This is a genomic window from Pseudomonas sp. WPR_5_2, from assembly GCF_003634475.1.
GTDB lineage: Bacteria > Pseudomonadota > Gammaproteobacteria > Pseudomonadales > Pseudomonadaceae > Aquipseudomonas > Aquipseudomonas izuensis.
The window spans coordinates 1760905-1779142 of the sequence record NZ_RBLA01000001.1 but is presented as its reverse complement, the minus strand read 5'-3'; the positions used below and the strand labels follow the sequence as shown (position 1 = coordinate 1779142).

The following is an 18238-nucleotide window of genomic DNA, read 5'->3' as shown; positions in this document are numbered from 1 at the left end:
CTTGTGGGAGCGAGCCTGCTCGCGAAGGCTTCCTCAGAGCTACAATACCTGTCAAAGCGAAGCCAGCCAGCTACCAATCGCACAGAAAAAAGGGCGAACCCACCAGGGTTCGCCCTTTTTGCATTTCCGGCTCAGATCACAGCTTGGCCTGCAACAGCGCCTCAAGCTTTTCCTGGTCCCGGGCAAACTGACGAATCCCTTCAGCCAGCTTCTCGGTCGCCATGGCGTCTTCGTTGGACAACCAGCGGAACTGCGCTTCGTTGAGATTCAAGCGCGCCTCACCGGCATGACCCGGCACCAGTTTGCGTTCCAGCTTGCCGGTATCCGCCGCGAGCTTGTCGATCAAGTCCGGGCTGATGGTCAAGCGGTCGCAACCGGCCAACTGCTCGATCTGGCCCAGATTACGGAAACTGGCACCCATCACCACGGTTTTGTAATCGTTGGCCTTGTAGTAGTTGTAGATGCGCGTCACGGACTGCACGCCCGGATCGTCCGCGCCGGTGTACTCGTTGCCGGTGGCTTTCTTGTACCAGTCGTAGATACGGCCCACGAACGGCGAAATCAGGAACACCCCGGCATCAGCACAGGCAGCGGCCTGGGCGAAGGAGAACAGCAGGGTCAGGTTGGTCTGAATGCCTTCCTTCTCCAGGATCTCGGCAGCGCGGATGCCTTCCCAGGTGGAGGCAATCTTGATCAGCACCCGGTCGCGGCCAATGCCGGCTTTTTCGTACAGCTCGATCAGACGATGCGCACGCTTCAATACGGCGTCAGTGTCGAACGACAGGCGCGCATCCACTTCCGTGGAAATGCGACCAGGGATCACCTTCAGAATTTCCTGCCCCACCGCGACGCCAAAACGGTCGCTGGCCAGACCTACATCGCCCTTGCAGTCGCTGACACAAGCATTCAGCAACTCGGCATACCCGGGAATGGCCGCTGCCTTGAGCAGCAGGGAAGGGTTGGTAGTCGCGTCCACCGGTTTAACACGAGCGATCGCTTCGAAGTCACCGGTGTCGGCAACCACGGTGGTCATTTGTTTGAGTTGTTCCAGCTTGGAAGTCATGGGCGTGCTCTGTCCTATGGGTCTGATGACATTACCCGAGCGCTGACAGCCGCTCAAGGGTGTGTACGTGTATCGGTGGCTCCGGGGGCAACTACCTGAAAACAGGTGTTTGAATGGCGAAGCGCGGTATCGAGAAATTAGATGCTACGCGTGGGGACAGGTTCAACAAATTTGACGGATGACATCCACCGTCCCCGCGTCAAATTATTCATAGACTGTGGTCCAATAAGTTTGTATGTGAGGTTTTTCAAAATTACTTTGCTTGAGTTAGTTGGTCAATGCCAGAAATGCCAACGCTGGCAGGAGGCCTTTCTTTTTAAGAAAGGAATGTTATAGAAAGTCAGTCGCCTTGTGGGTGACAGGCTGCTGGAGCCTGTTATTTATGTCTGATATCGTCGTTATAATGCGTCCAGTTTATCCGTCTAATAAAGTGTAATGTGATAGTGGTAGGTATATGTTTGGTGGAAATCACTTCACAAAGTGCAGAGGTAGACGTGATTGGATGTCTTCGATGATTTAATGCTTGGTTATGCATTAAAAAAGCTAACTTGTGTGTTTGAAAAAGTTGTGATGGTTGCAGATAGCATCGCTGCGGTTGAGTCATCAGGTTTGATAGGAGACAGGCAGGGCAAAGATGCGAAGAGGCTCTCCGTTTGGCTGGGATGTCTCAAAGCCAACGCCCCTTATCAGGTGACACATATATTAATCGATCAGATGCATGCCGCACGAAAGCTTAATCAGGCTTCGCGTTTAGAAGCCCAAATTGCATTGCTGGATGCGTTAGTAGAGGCGGGGGTGGCTATGCACATTGCAAGTTACTCGGTGGCGCTGGTAGAGAAACGCCTAAAGTGCTTCTGCTAATAACCAGTGGATGTGAAGTATTGATAAGTAGACGGGGCATGCGTTTGCCTAGTAACTTATCAAGCAAGCAGATGCTCTGTTTGCGAAATATGTCTGATAGGCTTGTTTTTGAAAGCCTGTTAGCTACTGAGTCAGTTGCCCTGAAGGTGGAAAGTTGTTGAGTGATTCGAATAAAAAAGAGTGCTTGACTAACGATCGATCTTTATCGCGTCGACGCTTCGTTCAAATGGCAGGAATTATTACCGCAAGCCATATTTTTCTGCAAAATAAGTCTTTCGCCGGGGCACAAAAAACTATCGGTGTGAAAAGCAAGGAATCAGTGGACCTAGTCAAAAGACTTATCTCCGCCGATGGAGGAGGGAACGCCCAATGGGCAAGTAAACTTTTGGAAAATGCATTTGATTGCAAAAAAAGTTTGCTTTCCGTTCGGTATGTTGAAATCAGGCAGTTCGAAAGGTTGATTGTCAAAAAAAAGCCAGGTGATTTGAAGAGCTGGGATTGGACTCTGGCCATCCAGGCGGCTATCGATATGGCGGAGGCAAATGGTCTTGTCTGCGTATTGCCGCCGGGCATACTGAGAATTACCGCTCCCTTGCAGATGGGGAGCAATTCAAAACTCTATATCTCGCCTCAAACTACAGTTCTCAAGGACTTTAACAGTCTGAATACCTATTCAGGTACTGTTATGAACAAGGGAGGTGATGCCGGCGTTTATAATGTCGTAATTTTTGGTGGTGGCGTAATAAAATCAAATACTGGCCGAGTTGGAAAGCATGTCGTTTTTTTTAATAGCTCCTTCATCACAGTTCATGGGCTAAAAATTCGTAATACTTACTCGGACTGGACGACAAAATTCCAGAATTGCAACCACGTCTTGATCTATGGCAATGATACCGACGTTTGCTCTGATCAGGTACTTACCGATGGGTGGCACTTTAAAGGAAAGTCAAATAAAATCGTCATTGCAAACAATCGCGTCCGGACAGGCGATGATTGTATCGCCTTCACCCAAGAGGTGTCTGTGGTTGACGAAATTGGAGATATAGAAGATGTAACAATAGTGAATAATGTGCTGGATACTGCTCAGTCGAGTTTAATAAAGCTTCATGTTCGAGCAGGCATTAATGCGGCGATACGTCGAATAAGTGTGATGGATTCGAGTGGGGAGTCGGGGCGAATCAATAAGGGTGGCTTCGCGTTTTATTTTTCAGATGATGCATTGTCCAATAATATTTCCGACATCAAAGTGTTGGGTTTAACCGGCCGTTGTGCCAGGAGTGGTGACTACTTTGGCAGGATAGTTGGTTGTAGTGATATTCATATCGAGAATCTTGTTGTGTATAACCCATTTCGTGGGCTGTTGGTTGAGAGTTCGAGTCGAGTTAGCCTGGAGCGTTTAACGATCGCTGATCTTCGTGGCGCTGGTCTGAAAATCTCCTCAGGTATAACCATCCAAAATGTAGACGGATTTTTGATTTCGAATGCTTGCATATCAGGCGCAAGTCAACACGGTATTCAGCTTGGGTCGCCTGGTAAGCCTGCCACAAATGGGGTTGTATCCGGAGGAACCGTGTTCAATTGTGCGTCTACAGGGATTCGATTGACTAATGCCAATGGGGTGACAGTAGAAAATGTTACGTCTTATGGAAACCGCAACGGAATTGTTGAAGATGTCGGGTCTTACAATAATCGTGTTGTTTCCAATGATGTTAAATATAATTCGAACACCGCTATATCCGTGATTGGATTGAAGTCTGAGGCTAAGGGTAATGTGGGGTTTAATGGAAATTAGTTTCTAATAATTCCGAGAGCGCCGGTTAAAACGAAGTCTCGTGCTATTTACTCTCGTAACGGGTTTAAGACGTATCCTTTGTGGTCAGCCTAAAAGTCGCTGCTGCTTTTCTCCCGAATTCTGGCTAGTAGCTCTGCCGTTTTTTGCTGCATCAAGGCAATATCGCCACGACTTTCAACGTGGAGCAGGATTGCGGGTTCGGTCTCCAAAAGGCAAATATTGAAACGCCACTCAGTAAACGTCAGGCGCAGGCCATTGCCTTCATCTACGTCCAGTGCCGCATCAGCATAAGAATTTTTGAGGTACGCCAAGACGCCGAGTGGATTGCAGGCTGCGCACCTGATCTCCCCCGAGGAAGGGAAAAGCCCAATGCGTTCTACCAGTAAACGCGGCTGTGAAGGGGAGGAAGTAATTGAACTCTCGGATGCCCGCAACCAAACCATCAACCCGCTTTTACCTTCGGTGCGCTCTTGCCCCAAAGCCATATAGCCAGGCGCAAAAGGATCCCTTGATTTCAAGACAGAGTCGATCGGAGATCTGGATGTGTTCATAGTCGTCTGCCATATTTAATAAGTTTATGGTCGCTAAAAGTGCGGCACCCGAGAGCCTATGCAAATACTCTTACAATCCTTTCTGATACAAGTTCTCATAGCAGAAATTGGTGGCGTCGATATAACCTTCAGCACCACCGCAGTCAAAACGCTGACCTTTGAATTTATAGGCGAGCACGCAACCGCTTTGTGCCTGTTTCATCAATGCGTCGGTGATCTGGATCTCGCCACCTTTGCCAGGCTCAGTGTCTGCAATCAAATCAAAAATGTCGGCGGTTAGAATGTACCGACCGATGATGGCTAAATTGGAGGGGGCATCTTCAGGCTTAGGTTTCTCCACCATAGTGTTGACCCGATAAATACCGTCACGAATCTGCTCGCCAGCAATTACGCCGTATTTGTGTGTCTGGTCATTGGGGACTTCCTGAATCGCTACAATCGAGCAACGGAACTGCTTGTAGAGTTTGATCATTTGGGACAGTACCCCATCACCCTCCAGATTCAAGCAAAGATCATCAGCAAGAACTACCGCGAACGGCTCGTCACCAATCAATGGACGACCGGAAAGAATGGCGTGCCCAAGCCCCTTCATCTCAACCTGGCGAGTGTAGGAGAAGGTGCAGCGCTCCATCAATTCTCGGGTACTTTCCAGAAATTTCTCTTTTTCACTTCCTCGAATCTGATGCTCGAGCTCGTAGCTGATATCGAAGTGATCCTCTAGCGCTCGCTTGCCGCGACCCGTAACAATTGCCATATGCTGAAGACCCGCATCTCTTGCTTCTTCTACCGCGTACTGGATCAGAGGTTTATTGACTACGGGCAGCATTTCCTTGGGCATAGCCTTTGTCGCCGGCAAAAATCGGGTGCCATAACCGGCGGCAGGAAATAGGCATTTACGGATCATATGGGTTCCTGTTAGATATGTGATTGAAATGTTATAAATAAATAACACTTCACGTCGCTACATGAAATCGCGTTACTTATTTGAGTCGTTGAGTTTCTGCGTTCATCGGGGGAAGTGTGAATATCATAATTTAAATCAAGACGCATCAGGAAACACTGCAGATGTTAACTTACGTCTGGTTGCTGTATTGAATGTTATTTTATGTCGTGCTTTGTTGGTGGAATGTGCTAGTGCGTTATGGCAATAAGTAGTTAGCCGATATTTAAAGGTTGATGTCGCCTGTCGTTCGCAGTTAAGATTTTAATGCGTGGTTGGTGTGTAACGTATTTCTGGCGAAATACGATAGATAACGCGTCGTTTGTTTTGGGGGGGTATAAATTAACACTCCTGCGTTTTTCTATTTATTAAATAACGATTGAATAACGTTTAACGTTAAGGATGCGGGGAGGTTGCAGTGGTTAAAAAAATTCTGATCGTCTGCATCGGCAATATATGCCGCAGCCCGACCGCAGAAAGCTTGATGCGAGATGCATTGGCCCAAGCAGAAATTGAGGTTGTATCAGCTGGCCTGGGCGCTCTGGTCGATAGTCCGATCGAGTCGTCTGCGCAAGCAGTCCTTGTAGAGCAAGGGCATTTGCCAATGGATCACAAAGCCGTGCAATTGACGTCCCAGGCGGTGAACAGGGCGGATCTGATTCTGGTGATGGAGAAGCGGCACATTACGAGTGTTCTCAATATTGCACCCGAAGCACGGGGTAAGGTTTTCCTGCTGGGTAAATGGCAGGACGATCGCGAAATCAGCGATCCCTATCGTCAAGGCAAGCCAGCGTTTGTACATGCTTATGCGCTGATTGAAGAAGCAGTACACGCATGGGCACAGCGTCTCGTGGGCTGATGGCCATCTTTCTAAAACAGTTACAGGGCAAAGAAATCCACTTATGCAGCAAGCGCCAATACTCAAGCTCCAGGAAGATGACAACAAAGAGATCGATCTTCTCAGTTTGGTCGGAACACTTATAGATCACAAACTGCTGATCTCCGTTGTCGCGGGTGCCTTTATGGCGGCGGGTGCCGCGTATGCAGTGTTGTCGACACCCGTGTATCGGGCAAACGCGCTCGTGCAAGTGGAAGCCAAAAAAAATGACGTTCTCGGATTTTCCGATATCAGTAGCATGCTGGGGCAGGAGTCGCCTTCTGTAACAGAGATTGAATTAATCAAGTCTCGCTCTGTATTAGGCAAGGCTATTGATAATTTGCAACTCGATATCGAGATTGAACCTCATTTTTTTCCTTTGATCGGTGAGTTTGTATCCCGTCGGTTCAACCCGGATAATCCCGGTGACGTGGCCGCTCCATGGTTCGGCATGAGTCGATTTTCTTGGGGTGGAGAAGCGTTGAGCGTTTCTCGGCTAGAGGTTCCTGGTGCGCTGGTGGGTGAAACACTGACATTGGTCGCTGGAGAGAATGGCAATTACAGTTTGTTGGACGAGGACGACAATATCCTTGCGAAAAGCAGGGTGGGTGAGCCTTTTGAAGACGGTGAGATCAAGATAAACGTAGAAAAACTGAGCGCCAACCCAGGGGCAGGGTTCAGCGTTACTCGTCAGCCACGGATGGCCACGATTATAGAATATCAAAAGGCGCTGGATGTATTTGAACGCGGCAAAGACTCCGGGATTCTTTCTCTCGCCCTCGAAGATGTAGATTCCGATAGAGCCATCCGCACACTCAATGAAATAATAAAGTTGTACGTGCGCCAGAACATAGAGCGAACGTCCGCTGAAGCCGCTGCGAGCCTGGATTTTCTGAAGGAACAATTACCTCAGGTCCGAAAGGATCTGGAGCGTGCGGAAAAATCGCTGAATCAATATCAGATTCGTAGTAAGTCTATCGATATTAGTCTCGAAACCAAGGCAATCCTGGATCAGATAGTTGCGCTGGATTCCAGTATATCTACGTTAAAATTGCAACGTGCGGAGATGGACCGGAAATTTACCGGACAACACCCGGCCTATCGTGCCCTGATGATGCAGATTTCAGAGCTGACGGCCAAGCAAAATTCGCTAGTCAAAAAGGTTGAAGGTCTGCCGGCGACTCAACAAGAACTATTCAGCCTTACGCGAGATGTTCAGGTCGGCAATGAAATTTACACCCAGCTTCTGAACAAATCCCAAGAGTTGGACGTGATGCGTGCGGGCACGGTCGGTAATGTTCATTTAATTGATGAAGCCGATGTCGATCTAAGTAAACCCGTCAAACCGCAAAAAGCTCTGATCGTGCTGGCAATGACGTTGCTAGGTGCATTCGTAGCAATTGCGATAGTTCTGGTTCGTAAAGCCTTGAATCGCGGTCTTGAAACGCCAGAAGCTATTGAGCAGCTCGGGTTGTCGGTTTATGCATCTATTCCGTATAGCCCGCTGCAAAAGTCGGAGGAGGAAAGACGTGCTCGGAGCCGTGCAAATGGGGACAAAACCGTACACCTTTTGGCCCTGAATCATCCCACCGATTTGGCGGTCGAGGCCCTTCGTAGTCTTCGCACGAGCCTGCACTTTGCCACGCTTGAAGCGAAAAACAATCGTCTGATGATTTCCGGGCCCAGCCCGGCGGTGGGGAAGACCTTTGTCTCGGTTAACCTGGCGGCGGTTATTGCTCAAGCAGGGCGGCGAGTCTTATTAATCGACGTAGATATGCGTAAGGGATATGTACACAAAATGCTCGGTGTACGCGCTGAAAATGGGCTCTCCGATGTGTTATCCAAACGTTGTTCCCTGGATAAAGCGATTAATGCAACCGAAATCAACGGGTTCGACTTTATATCCAGAGGTCAAATTCCTCCAAACCCTTCAGAGCTGTTGATGAGGGCCAATTTCGCAGAGATGCTGGATGAAGTAAGCAAGAATTACGACTTGGTAATCCTGGATACGCCCCCCCTTTTAGCGGTTACAGATGCTGCCATTGTGGGGCGTCAATCAGGCACGAACCTGATTGTGGCGCGATTCGGTCTGAATCCCGCGCGGGAAATAGAGTTGACGATCCGGCGCTTCTCACAAAACGGTATCGAACTTAAAGGCGCAATCTTCAATGGAGTGGAAAAGCGCGCGTCGGCTTACGGATATGGCGACTATGGTTATTATCATTACGACTACAAGTCTGATAATGCGTAAAGCATTTTTTCGATGTGCATGAGCGGAAGTAGTTTGAATTGATACATGTTGCAAATTTTCGAATCATATTCGAATGTATATTGTAGATAGGCGTCTCATTAGTTAACAAAAATATATCGTTTTCAGGGTATTGACGGTAAATCCTGTGGCGGTAGCGTGGCCAAGGTTTGATATTTGTGCTGCATCCCTATATGCAATTAATCATTTACCTATAACTGTGTGGAAGAATCATGAAGTATTTGGTGACGGGTGCAGCAGGTTTTATCGGCAGTTCGGTGGCTCATAAGTTATGTGAGGCTGGCCATGAGGTTGTCGGCATTGATAATATAAACTCTTATTATGACCCTGGTTTGAAGCTCGCGCGCCTGGAACTACTAAGTCCGTTGGGCGGTTTTAAGTTTATTAAAGTTGATCTTTCCGAAAAAGAAGCAATTGCGCGAATTTTCAGCGAACACAAATTTGAGCGAGTTATCCATCTTGGGGCGCAGGCAGGAGTCAGATATTCTATTGATAACCCGCATGCGTATATAGATTCCAATATTAATGGTCATCTCAATATTCTTGAGGGTTGTAGGAACAATGGTATCGAACACCTTGTTTACGCCTCAAGCAGTTCCGTTTACGGAACGAGTAATAGTACGCCATACAAAACATCGTCGGCCGTAGATCACCCTATTTCGCTTTATGCAGCGACGAAACGTTCGAATGAGCTAATGGCCCATACCTACTCTCATCTATTCGACATACCCGTGACAGGTCTGCGTTTTTTCACAGTATATGGTCCTTGGGGGCGTCCGGACATGGCGCCTTTCAAGTTCACCAAGGCAGTCATGGAGGGGAAAGCAATAGAAGTATATAACAATGGAAACCTGTCGCGTGACTTCACTTATATCGATGACATCGTAGAGTCCATTCTGCGTATACAGAACGTTGTTCCGCAAAAAGATAAGTTTGCAATGTCCAGTCCGGACGTAAGTACTGCCCCCTTCAAAACATATAACATCGGCAATGGCTCGCCCGTGAGCCTGACCAGGTTTATCGAAGCAATTGAATCCGCGACAGGAATAAAAGCTATTAAAAAGTTTCTTCCTATGCAGGCTGGCGATGTGTTCACCACTCATGCAGATACGCGCGAGTTGTTCAACGCAATCGATTATCAACCCAAAGTATCTATAGAAGAAGGTATTAGCCGCTTTGTCGGATGGTACATCGACTACTATGGTAAAAAGTAAATGCTTGCATTGATAAAGAGCGATATCAGGGCCGTTTATGGTGTGGTGAATATAAAGTCTCTGTTGAAGTCTTTATTGAATCCAAGTCTCCACGCCTCGATGCTTGTAAGGTTTGCAGCGTCAAAGAACAGGTTGATACATATTCTTGCCAGAAATCTTCTCATTGCCAAGCATTCGATCGATATTGGTTATGGCGTGAAAATTGAGGGTGGCTTGTATCTTCCTCACCCAGTTTCAATAGTTATTGGGTCAGGCTGCGTAGTAGGAAAGAATCTCACCATTTATCAAGGTTGTACTATTGGTAATAAGAGGGGATATCCAACTCTTCAGGATGGCGTGACGATTTTTCCGAACTCTGTAGTTGTTGGGGGGATCACGATCGGTGCAAACGCTGTGATAGGAGCAAATAGTTTTGTGGATAAAAGCCTACCATCCGAGACAAAATACCGCGGTTAGACGGTTAGTGTTTTTAGCGTGCTCCGCGTTCAACCTGATCTCTGTTTACCTGGTTATTTTTCTCGCAGGAAAACTAACCGAAACCCAGCACGTTACTGAACAGGGCGTAGTACTGCTCACATTTATGCTCACAGGGATACAGGTTGGCCAAGCCGTTGGCGTTCAGGTATACATCTCCAAAACTCAAAGTCCTGTGATTGCATTGATGGCATGCCTGCTAGCGCTGATTGTGATGAGCCAGTTGCAGGTAGTGGAAATATTCAAGAATTTCATTCTTACTGGTATTGGAGCGATTTGTGGGTATTTTCTTTCGTACAGAGTGGCGTTCAATTTAACCAGTCAGAACAAATGGAAATTCCAGGCGCTCACCTCAATTCGTTATGTAGTAATTGGTTTGAGCGTAATTCTTCTTATCTTAAGTAGGGTGCTGTCCGCTACGACGCTGATTGTCACAGTTGTTGCAGTTACTATTGCTTTGACGCTTGTAAGTAGCTCCAGTGAGCGTATCAACGCCCCCTCACAAAAAAAGATGTTTTTAGGGTTGGTCACCATACTTTCCGGGATTGTGCTTTCATTGATCTATAGAAATGATATCAACATCGTGCGAGATTTGTATTCTGGAACTCAGGAATTCTCGGCCGTGCATAACATGCTTATCGCATTCAGTGTGGTGGTTGCCGGGGCGGGATTTATTGTAACGAACTATATTTATACAAAAATCAATGACCAGGAAAACACTCCTCGAATTTTCACCAAGCAAATATTCTCACTTGCTTACGGTGCATTGTTGCTGATGTTTTTCGTTGCATTGCCTGCGTTATCCCCGTACATAAAAATCGTGGCAGCTACCCTTATTGCAATTACATGTCCTGTGTTTTCCGCTTTTCTTCATCTAAAAGCGAAATCAAATATTGTATATGTGATAGGTGCGTGCTCACTCTTGGTGGTTATGTTCGTAGTCAGACAGTGGTTGGGCATGTCACCGCTTGACGCTTTTCTTTTATACAACCTAACGACACTATCGCTTTTGTATGCGGTGAGTTTGTTTTTCATGGCGGGTATCGAACAATGATGTTTGTCATGCTCACTGTTGTGTCGCTTGTAATAGTGTTTATAACGTACAGTACAAGAAAATCAAAAACATATTTATGGTTTTCGATTTTTTTGATCCTGTCCTATCTCGTTGATGGTTATTTTACGGATGATTACGAGTATTTGTTCTTCTCTGCTACTTATCCGCAAATACCAGCAGATTCCGGTTCAAATGCCAGTGTCGCAATTTTCTGTCTTTTAACACTTATTGTTTATAGCTTGCTTACAGTTTTCTTCAGTAAGAAAACTGAAATTCTTAAAGTGAGCTATGAGGTAAGAGTTACTAAAAAACTCATTGCCGTATGCTTTTTTTACACGCTGTTCCTCGGAGCGTTGGTGTTGGTCAGCATGCAGAAGTACTCCCTGTCTCTATTGTTAAGTAATAGACAGAGTTTTTTTGAAGATAATTTGCTCGCTGGTATTGCTTTGTACACGGCACCTGCGCTTTCAGTGCTTTCATTCGTAGGCGTCAACAGCACCAAGTCGATGCCCCTCCGGCTGTTCTTCATCCTGGTCCTGGTAGTGACCTTCTGTGCAAGCCTCATTTCGGGTAGCCGATCGACATTGGTATTAAATTGCATTTTGCCTTGTATTTTCTATTTGGTAATTAAAAATACTCAGCGTAAAGGACTAAAGAAATTAAGTAAGAAGACAATAGTAAAGTTGGTATCGGCTTGCTTGGTGTTGTTTAGCCTGTCCACGCTATATCGGGACTACACTCGCGGTGAGCAAGAAGAACTGAATGCTTTTGTGTCCCCTGATTTTGTAACCTTTGACTCCAGTGCCTTGATAATTCAACAAGATATTGGTCCATCTCAGACATATTTGGCCGCTTTTACTTTCCTGATCCCTCGATCGATATGGAGTGAAAAGCCTATCTCGGGAAACAGATATTTCACTCAAGAATTTTTCTATGAGCGCTTGGTCGACAGTGGGGCGGAGATTACGTCGTCACTGATTGGGGAGGCGTACATAAATTTTCGCTGGTTAGGCGTGATCAGTGCGGGTGGACTGTTATTTGTTTTGAGTCAGCTTATTGAGAAGTTATTCAGGGTTGGTGGGATTTACTCTGTGCTGGGTTTGATTTTCCTGTTTAGGGGGACCAATATTATCAGAGGTGATTTGCTGAACACGCTGGTGCCACTATTTTTCTCGTTTTTTATATTTTACATAGCCTCGGCAAAAATCGTGTTTTCAAGAATGAGCTCAAATGTGAGGTATGCCAGATGAGAGATGGGAAACAAATCGAAGTTCTTTTCTGTCTGAGGCGAGATGCGCCGGAAAAGCCAGGTGGTGATTCCGGGAAAGTATATAAATATAAGCATTTTCTTGAAAGGAAAGGTTTTCTCGTGACGGTTGTAACTGATCCGGCAGAGTTGAATGTCGGGAAGTTTTCGCCTGATATAGTTCATCTTTTCAATATGCAAACGCCTTACGAAAATTATAGATATATGGAGTGGGCGCTAAGGAAAAATGTGCCGCTCTGTTTTTCGCCGATCCACCATGAAAAGAAATATATGGTGAAGTATTTTGAAGGCGGATTGCTTGGAAAGCTTCTGAATTATGATGCTTATTTAATGCTTTCTTCTTTTGTAAAGGAGTTTGCCAGATTTAAAACACTCAGTAATCTGAAGTCATACAAAAGTACGCCTCTAAAAATAAACCGGGCGTTGGTTGAAAAATCGGCTCGAATCTTTCCGTTGTCGAAAAGTGAATTGCATCATATCAAAACTGATGTTTGCTCGAAGCTGGCCGTATCTAAGGTAAAGGTGTTGCCTAATGCGTTGACCTTCATAGAGGGCAATGTTGATGAAAATGTTCCTCGCGACATTGATGTTATGGTGGTAGGCCGAATTGAGCCTAGAAAAAATATCCTGAAAATAGCAGAGGCGTTGAAAGGCACTAACTATAGAGTAGTGTTTGCCGGTAAGGAAAATACCAATCACAAGAAATACTGCCAGGACTTCAAGGAAATAGTTGGGGCGCACTCCAATCTTCAGTATCTTGGGGAGTTAAATCAGGATCAATTAAGTTATCATTATAAGCGCTCCAAGATAAACCTATCGAATTCGTGGTTTGAAGTTGTTTCGCAGGTCGATTTGGAAGCCACTTCGTTAGGGTGTAAGCCGATTGTCTCTGCGGCGTCTGCGCTTTTTGATTATTTTTCTTCTCCTCCACTGAAGCTTGAACCAGATTGTAGCAAAGCAGAAATTTTGAATTGTATTGAGTATGCGTTGAAGGAAGAGTATCGACCCAGCATCAAGAAAGCATTCACCCTTGATTGGGAAGATGTGACCGATATATTGGCCAATGAATACACGGCTTTGCTTTCTCGTGAGGCAGTTCATACATGAAAATTCATATTTCAATCGTCGACTTTTTTAAAGCCCCCAGGCTTATAGAAAGCCTGAAGGCGTTAGAGAAGCAAAGTCTGTTCGAGTTTTGTCAGGTCACTGTTTTTGACAACAGTGTCGATGACGACAATTTTATTAAGCTCAATGAATACATAAAGAATAAAAAAAATATTGTCTTGATCAGGTCGTCTTTTAACCAAGGCTATACCAAAGCAACGAATCTCTCTGTGGATTTTTCCGCCGATTTCGTGGTGTTGCTGAATCCGGATTTAATACTGTCTTCAGAAAATTGCATAAAAGACTCTATCGAGATACTTCAGAATCATAAAAATCTCGGGCTGCTTGGAATTAAACAAGTAGACGATGACGGCAATGTAGAACTGGTCGCCAGGACATACCCGAGCGTAAAGAGTCAGTTGGCACGTAGGGCTCCATCGTTTGTTTCCCGGTTTTATAGAGCAGAACGTGAAAGTTATGAATGCGCCGAAGTGAATCGCCAGGCATCTGGCGTGCATATCGTTGATTGGGTGCAGAGTTCGTTTTGGGTTGTAAAAGGGGAGCTTTGGAGAGAGCTAAACGGGGTCAGTGAAGACTTTTTCCTTTTTATGAGCGAAGCAGATTTTTCCTTGCGGGCAAAAAAAATAGGCTACCTCACGGCACTCAATTGCAACATACATGCAATTTCTGATGGGGTTCGTGCCAGTGCTGGTGGGTGGAAAGCCATCTTCAGATCCAGAGCGTTCCGAAGTCACGTGTCTGATATGGCTATTTATTATTTGAAGAATTTATCTACATCGAAAAGGACTCTTCCATGAAATTAACAGTTTTTGGCACTGGCTATGTCGGGTTGGTTCAAGCCACAGTTCTGGCTGACGCAGGTCACACCGTTTGTTGTGTAGACAAGGATGTGAATAAAATAGCGAAGCTCAAAGATGGCGTGATACCTATTTACGAACCGGGGCTCTCTGCCCTTGTTAAAAAGAACTACGAGGCGGGGCGCCTTATCTTCACTACCGATGCCGCCGAAGGCGTAGGTTTCGCGGAAATACAATTTATCGCGGTCGGCACCCCCCCGGGTGAAGACGGCAGTGCAGATCTGCAATACGTTCTGGCTGTGGCTGAAACAATTGCCAGTCATATGCAGGATAAGAAAGTTGTAATCAATAAGTCCACGGTGCCGGTAGGCACGGCGGACAAGGTCAAGGAAAAGATTTCCGATGTCCTGAGTGCGCGAGAATGCGCCTTTGAATTTCATGTAGTTTCGAACCCGGAGTTCCTGAAAGAAGGATCGGCAGTCAGTGACTGTCAAAAGCCGGACAGAATCATCATTGGTACAGACAGTGATTATGTGATCGATTTGATGCGTGCTCTTTATGAGCCTTTCAGCCGTAATCATGAAAAAATTATTGTAATGGATGTCCGAAGCTCGGAACTGACCAAGTACACCGCTAATTGTCTTCTGGCAACAAAAATTTCGTTCATGAACGAAATCGCCTGCTTGGCTGAAATGTTGGGTGCAGATATAGAGTCTGTTCGTAAAGGCATTGGCGCGGATCAAAGGATCGGCTATCAGTTCATTTATCCTGGTTGCGGCTATGGTGGTTCGTGCTTTCCAAAAGACGTGAAGGCATTGGAACACACTGCGCAGCAATTGGATTTCGTACCGCATATTTTGAATGCGGTCGAAACGGTAAACCGGAAACAGAAAAGAAGACTGTTTGAGCAAGTGCAGTATCATTACGAAAACAAACTGCAGGGAAAAACATTTGCTCTCTGGGGGTTGGCGTTCAAACCCAACACGGATGATATTCGTGAAGCATCAAGCCTGGAGCTCATGCGCTTGCTCTGGGAAGCAGGCGCTAACGTACAGGCCTATGACCCCAAAGCGATGGAAGAGGCGCAGAAACTCTATCCGGCACATCCGAACTTGCGCTTGATGGGTACTAAGGAAGCAGCTTTGCAAGGTGCAGATGGTCTGATTATTGTTACTGAATGGCAGGACTTCAGGGCGCCAGACTTTGAAATTATAAAGAAATCACTAAAAGATCCGGTGATTTTTGACGGACGAAACCTTTTCGATCCGGGTAGGGTCGCCAAACAAGGCTTCCACTACTACGGTATCGGCCGAGGGCTTTCGATCCGTCCGGTCATGTAGAAACTGACCTCTATTGAGCCGAGTTGGCCTCAATGTATAAATCTTTATAATTTCTCCAGGGTTAGATTCCCATGAAACAACGTATCCTCGTAACGGGCGGAGCCGGATTCATTGGCTCCGCAGTCGTACGTCATTTGCTGAAAAGCGGCAAATATATAGTCGGAAATATTGATAAGTTGACGTATGCCGGGAATTCGGAGTCTCTTGCATCAGTCGATATGATGGAAGATTACCACTTCTTCAAATTTGATATCTGTGATAGACAGAGCATTGAAGGGGTTTTCCAGGAGTTTCGCCCCGACGCTATTATGCACTTGGCGGCGGAGTCTCATGTTGATCGATCTATAGATGACTCATCGGCGTTTATTCAGACCAATATAGTCGGAACTTATACCCTGCTGGAAGTTTCCCGGGGTTACTGGCGCAAGCTAGACGCGGAAGCTCAGAAACAGTTCCGGTTCCATCATGTTTCTACTGATGAAGTTTTTGGTGATCTGGAAGGGACTGAGGATCTTTTCACCGAGTCCACGCCCTATGCCCCGAGTTCCCCTTATTCGGCGTCCAAAGCAGCGTCCGACCATTTGGTTCATGCATGGCATAGGACCTATGGATTGCCTGTTGTAGTAACCAACTGTTCAAATAATTACGGCCCTTTTCATTTTCCTGAAAAGCTGATCCCGCACGTTATTCTAAATGCCCTGCAAGGAAAGCCACTCCCTGTTTATGGGGATGGCGCCCAAGTGCGAGATTGGCTTTATGTTGAAGATCATGCTCGGGCTTTAATCGAGGTACTCACCCGAGGCCGGGTCGGTGAAACCTACAATGTCGGTGGACATAACGAAAAGAGAAACCTGCAAGTCGTTGAAATTATTTGCGAGCTTTTGGATGAGTACGTCCCATCCGGTACAAGCTTAGATAACGCAAATATCTCATCTTACAGAGAGTTGATTACATTTGTAAAAGATCGATCAGGGCATGATCGTCGCTATGCAATAGATGCAAGCAAAATAAAGAATGAACTCGGCTGGGTTCCAGTAGAAAGTTTTGAGACGGGTATTCGCAAGACCGTGAAATGGTATCTGGAAAATCGACCATGGTGGGAGAGTGTTCTCAATGGAGATTATCGTCTTGGTCGCTTGGGAACCACTGTTGAGTAAGCGGTAATCAAGCATACTACCATCTTGTTGCGGAGCGATTTATGAAAGGTATTATTCTTGCGGGCGGGTCTGGTACACGTTTGCATCCCATCACACGAGGGATATCAAAACAGTTGTTGCCTGTTTTTGATAAACCAATGATTTACTACCCGCTCTCGGTCCTGATGCTGGCAGGCATCAGGGAAGTATTAATTATTTCGACACCTGAAGATTTACCAAATTTCAGTAAGCTGCTGGGAGATGGATCTTCTTTTGGTATCGAGATTTCCTATGCTGAACAACCCACTCCCGATGGTCTCGCACAGGCGTTTATTATCGGTGAGAGCTTTATAGGTGATAGCAATGTTGCCTTGATTCTGGGCGATAACATTTTCTATGGGTATGGATTTAGTGCCATGTTGGCCGATGCGGCCAACCGTAAATCCGGTGCGACGGTCTTTGGTTATCATGTCACTGATCCGGAGCGCTTTGGGGTCGTTGAGTTTAACGAAACGGGCAAGGCTATCTCTATCGAAGAGAAGCCAAAATATCCGAAGTCCAACTATGCCGTTACGGGGCTTTATTTTTACGATAACGACGTTGTCCGGATCGCAAAAGACGTTAAACCGTCACACCGAGGTGAGTTGGAGATCACCGATGTTAACAACGCTTACCTCAAACGGGGCGATTTGCATGTCAGCCTTTTGGGGCGCGGATTTGCCTGGCTGGATACGGGGACCCATGAGTCACTGATGGAGGCGGGCCACTTCGTCCAGACCATTGAAGCGCGCCAGGGATTGAAGGTCGCTTGCCTGGAAGAAATTGCTTATTTCAAGGGGTGGTTGACCGCCGAGCAACTCGGTAACCAGGCCAATGCTTTGGCAAAAACGGGCTACGGCCAGTACCTGTCCCGTTTATTGGACACGGTATTGCCATCATGAACGTCATCCAGACCCAATTGCCTGGTGTGTTGATTATTGAGCCAAAAGTGTTCGGTGATGAGCGGGGGTTTTTCGTTGAGTGCTACCAGGAGTCACGTTATCGTGAAGCCGGTATCGAATTACCCTTCGTACAGGACAATCACTCACGGTCGCAGCATGGAGTATTACGTGGGCTGCATTTTCAGCGTAATCGACCCCAGGGGAAATTAGTGCGTGTTACTCGTGGCGCGGTCTACGATGTAGCAGTGGATATCGATCCGGAGTCTCCAACGTGTGGGGAATATGTAGGCGTTGAACTCTCGGCGGACAACCATTTGCAACTATGGATTCCTCCAGGTTACGCCCATGGATTCTGTGTGTTGAGTGATATCGCCGACTTCCAATATAAATGCACCGATTTGTATTTCCCGGCAGAAGAGGGCGGCCTGATCTGGAATGACCCTGATGTGAATATTGCGTGGCCGGTAGATACGCCAAAACTGTCGGAAAAAGACCTGCGTCACCCGAGCCTGCGAGCTCTGCTAGGCGGGGAATGAA

17 protein-coding genes are annotated in these 18238 nt (G+C 46.5%); 14 read left to right on the top strand and 3 right to left on the bottom strand.

Annotated elements, in window-relative coordinates; genetic code table 11:
* Positions 1-136 precede the first annotated feature (136 nt).
* Positions 137-1063 carry a transaldolase gene (tal, locus tag BJ917_RS07880; protein WP_096512626.1) on the bottom strand — a complete coding sequence of 309 codons (927 nt, stop codon included), beginning with the start codon at positions 1061-1063 and terminating at the stop codon, positions 137-139.
* A 498-nt stretch (positions 1064-1561) separates the two neighbouring features.
* On the opposite strand from tal, the gene BJ917_RS07875 reads away from it, so the two are divergent.
* Together BJ917_RS07875 and BJ917_RS07870 are read left to right on the top strand one after the other, a co-directional pair.
* Positions 1562-1924 carry a hypothetical protein gene (locus BJ917_RS07875; RefSeq protein WP_121102976.1) on the top strand — a complete coding sequence of 121 codons (363 nt, stop codon included), beginning with the start codon at positions 1562-1564 and terminating at the stop codon, positions 1922-1924.
* A 157-nt stretch (positions 1925-2081) separates the two neighbouring features.
* The gene (locus BJ917_RS07870) at positions 2082-3716 is read left to right on the top strand and encodes a right-handed parallel beta-helix repeat-containing protein (RefSeq protein WP_147432554.1); all 1635 of its coding nucleotides are present in this window, start codon (positions 2082-2084) and stop codon (positions 3714-3716) included.
* An 89-nt stretch (positions 3717-3805) separates the two neighbouring features.
* Here BJ917_RS07870 and BJ917_RS07865 read toward each other — a convergent pair whose 3' ends face one another.
* Together BJ917_RS07865 and galU are read right to left on the bottom strand one after the other, a co-directional pair.
* Positions 3806-4267: a hypothetical protein gene (locus BJ917_RS07865; protein WP_147432553.1), complete on the bottom strand. Its 462-nt coding sequence runs from the start codon at positions 4265-4267 to the stop codon at positions 3806-3808.
* A 70-nt stretch (positions 4268-4337) separates the two neighbouring features.
* Entirely contained in the window at positions 4338-5171 is an 834-nt protein-coding gene (gene galU, locus BJ917_RS07860) for a UTP--glucose-1-phosphate uridylyltransferase GalU (RefSeq protein ID WP_096512622.1), read from the bottom strand.
* Positions 5172-5625: 454 nt separating this feature from the next.
* Between galU and BJ917_RS07855 the strand changes: the two genes are divergently transcribed.
* The 12 genes from BJ917_RS07855 (at position 5626) to rfbC (ending at position 18237) form a co-directional block, all read left to right on the top strand.
* Complete coding sequence (locus tag BJ917_RS07855) at positions 5626-6066, top strand: low molecular weight protein-tyrosine-phosphatase (protein ID WP_096512621.1); 441 nt, start codon at positions 5626-5628, stop codon at positions 6064-6066.
* Positions 6067-6109: 43 nt separating this feature from the next.
* Positions 6110-8335, top strand: coding sequence for a polysaccharide biosynthesis tyrosine autokinase (locus tag BJ917_RS07850; RefSeq protein WP_121102972.1), 2226 nt, complete (start codon positions 6110-6112; stop codon positions 8333-8335).
* Between the two features lie 230 nt (positions 8336-8565).
* Positions 8566-9567: an NAD-dependent epimerase gene (locus tag BJ917_RS07845; RefSeq protein WP_121102970.1), complete on the top strand. Its 1002-nt coding sequence runs from the start codon at positions 8566-8568 to the stop codon at positions 9565-9567.
* Positions 9568-10023: a serine O-acetyltransferase gene (locus BJ917_RS07840; protein WP_096512618.1), complete on the top strand. Its 456-nt coding sequence runs from the start codon at positions 9568-9570 to the stop codon at positions 10021-10023.
* Positions 9980-11095 (top strand): hypothetical protein, encoded by a 1116-nt coding sequence (locus tag BJ917_RS07835; protein ID WP_147432552.1) that lies wholly within the window; start codon positions 9980-9982, stop codon positions 11093-11095. The genes BJ917_RS07840 and BJ917_RS07835 overlap by 44 nt, the downstream gene beginning before the upstream one ends.
* Positions 11096-11187: 92 nt before the next feature.
* Entirely contained in the window at positions 11188-12345 is a 1158-nt protein-coding gene (locus tag BJ917_RS07830) for an O-antigen polymerase (protein ID WP_372237692.1), read from the top strand.
* Positions 12342-13469, top strand: coding sequence for a glycosyltransferase (locus BJ917_RS07825; protein ID WP_121102966.1), 1128 nt, complete (start codon positions 12342-12344; stop codon positions 13467-13469). The genes BJ917_RS07830 and BJ917_RS07825 overlap by 4 nt, the downstream gene beginning before the upstream one ends.
* Positions 13466-14284, top strand: a complete 819-nt coding sequence (locus tag BJ917_RS07820; RefSeq protein ID WP_096512614.1) for a glycosyltransferase — start codon at positions 13466-13468, stop codon at positions 14282-14284. The genes BJ917_RS07825 and BJ917_RS07820 overlap by 4 nt, the downstream gene beginning before the upstream one ends.
* On the top strand, positions 14281-15624 hold the full coding sequence (locus BJ917_RS07815) for a UDP-glucose/GDP-mannose dehydrogenase family protein (protein WP_096512613.1): 1344 nt from the start codon (positions 14281-14283) through the stop codon (positions 15622-15624). Before BJ917_RS07820 ends, BJ917_RS07815 begins: the two co-directional genes overlap by 4 nt.
* Positions 15625-15695: 71 nt before the next feature.
* On the top strand, positions 15696-16781 hold the full coding sequence (gene rfbB / locus BJ917_RS07810; RefSeq protein ID WP_096512612.1) for a dTDP-glucose 4,6-dehydratase: 1086 nt from the start codon (positions 15696-15698) through the stop codon (positions 16779-16781).
* A 41-nt stretch (positions 16782-16822) separates the two neighbouring features.
* Positions 16823-17701 carry a glucose-1-phosphate thymidylyltransferase RfbA gene (rfbA, locus tag BJ917_RS07805; protein ID WP_096512611.1) on the top strand — a complete coding sequence of 293 codons (879 nt, stop codon included), beginning with the start codon at positions 16823-16825 and terminating at the stop codon, positions 17699-17701.
* Complete coding sequence (gene rfbC / locus BJ917_RS07800; RefSeq protein ID WP_096512610.1) at positions 17698-18237, top strand: dTDP-4-dehydrorhamnose 3,5-epimerase; 540 nt, start codon at positions 17698-17700, stop codon at positions 18235-18237. Before rfbA ends, rfbC begins: the two co-directional genes overlap by 4 nt.
* The last annotated feature ends 1 nt before the right edge of the window (position 18238 follow it).

Bases quoted from the DNA above. Each gene is read 5' to 3' on its own strand.
- tal (WP_096512626.1), bottom strand. From the start codon at position 1,063: ATGACTTCCAAGCTGGAACAACTCAAACAAATGACCACCGTGGTTGCC.
- BJ917_RS07865 (WP_147432553.1), bottom strand. From the start codon at position 4,267: ATGAACACATCCAGATCTCCGATCGACTCTGTCTTGAAATCAAGGGAT.
- galU (WP_096512622.1), bottom strand. From the start codon at position 5,171: ATGATCCGTAAATGCCTATTTCCTGCCGCCGGTTATGGCACCCGATTT.
- BJ917_RS07850 (WP_121102972.1), top strand. From the start codon at position 6,110: ATGCAGCAAGCGCCAATACTCAAGCTCCAGGAAGATGACAACAAAGAG.
- BJ917_RS07845 (WP_121102970.1), top strand. From the start codon at position 8,566: ATGAAGTATTTGGTGACGGGTGCAGCAGGTTTTATCGGCAGTTCGGTG.
- BJ917_RS07840 (WP_096512618.1), top strand. From the start codon at position 9,568: ATGCTTGCATTGATAAAGAGCGATATCAGGGCCGTTTATGGTGTGGTG.
- BJ917_RS07825 (WP_121102966.1), top strand. From the start codon at position 12,342: ATGAGAGATGGGAAACAAATCGAAGTTCTTTTCTGTCTGAGGCGAGAT.
- BJ917_RS07820 (WP_096512614.1), top strand. From the start codon at position 13,466: ATGAAAATTCATATTTCAATCGTCGACTTTTTTAAAGCCCCCAGGCTT.
- BJ917_RS07815 (WP_096512613.1), top strand. From the start codon at position 14,281: ATGAAATTAACAGTTTTTGGCACTGGCTATGTCGGGTTGGTTCAAGCC.
- rfbB (WP_096512612.1), top strand. From the start codon at position 15,696: ATGAAACAACGTATCCTCGTAACGGGCGGAGCCGGATTCATTGGCTCC.
- rfbA (WP_096512611.1), top strand. From the start codon at position 16,823: ATGAAAGGTATTATTCTTGCGGGCGGGTCTGGTACACGTTTGCATCCC.
- rfbC (WP_096512610.1), top strand. From the start codon at position 17,698: ATGAACGTCATCCAGACCCAATTGCCTGGTGTGTTGATTATTGAGCCA.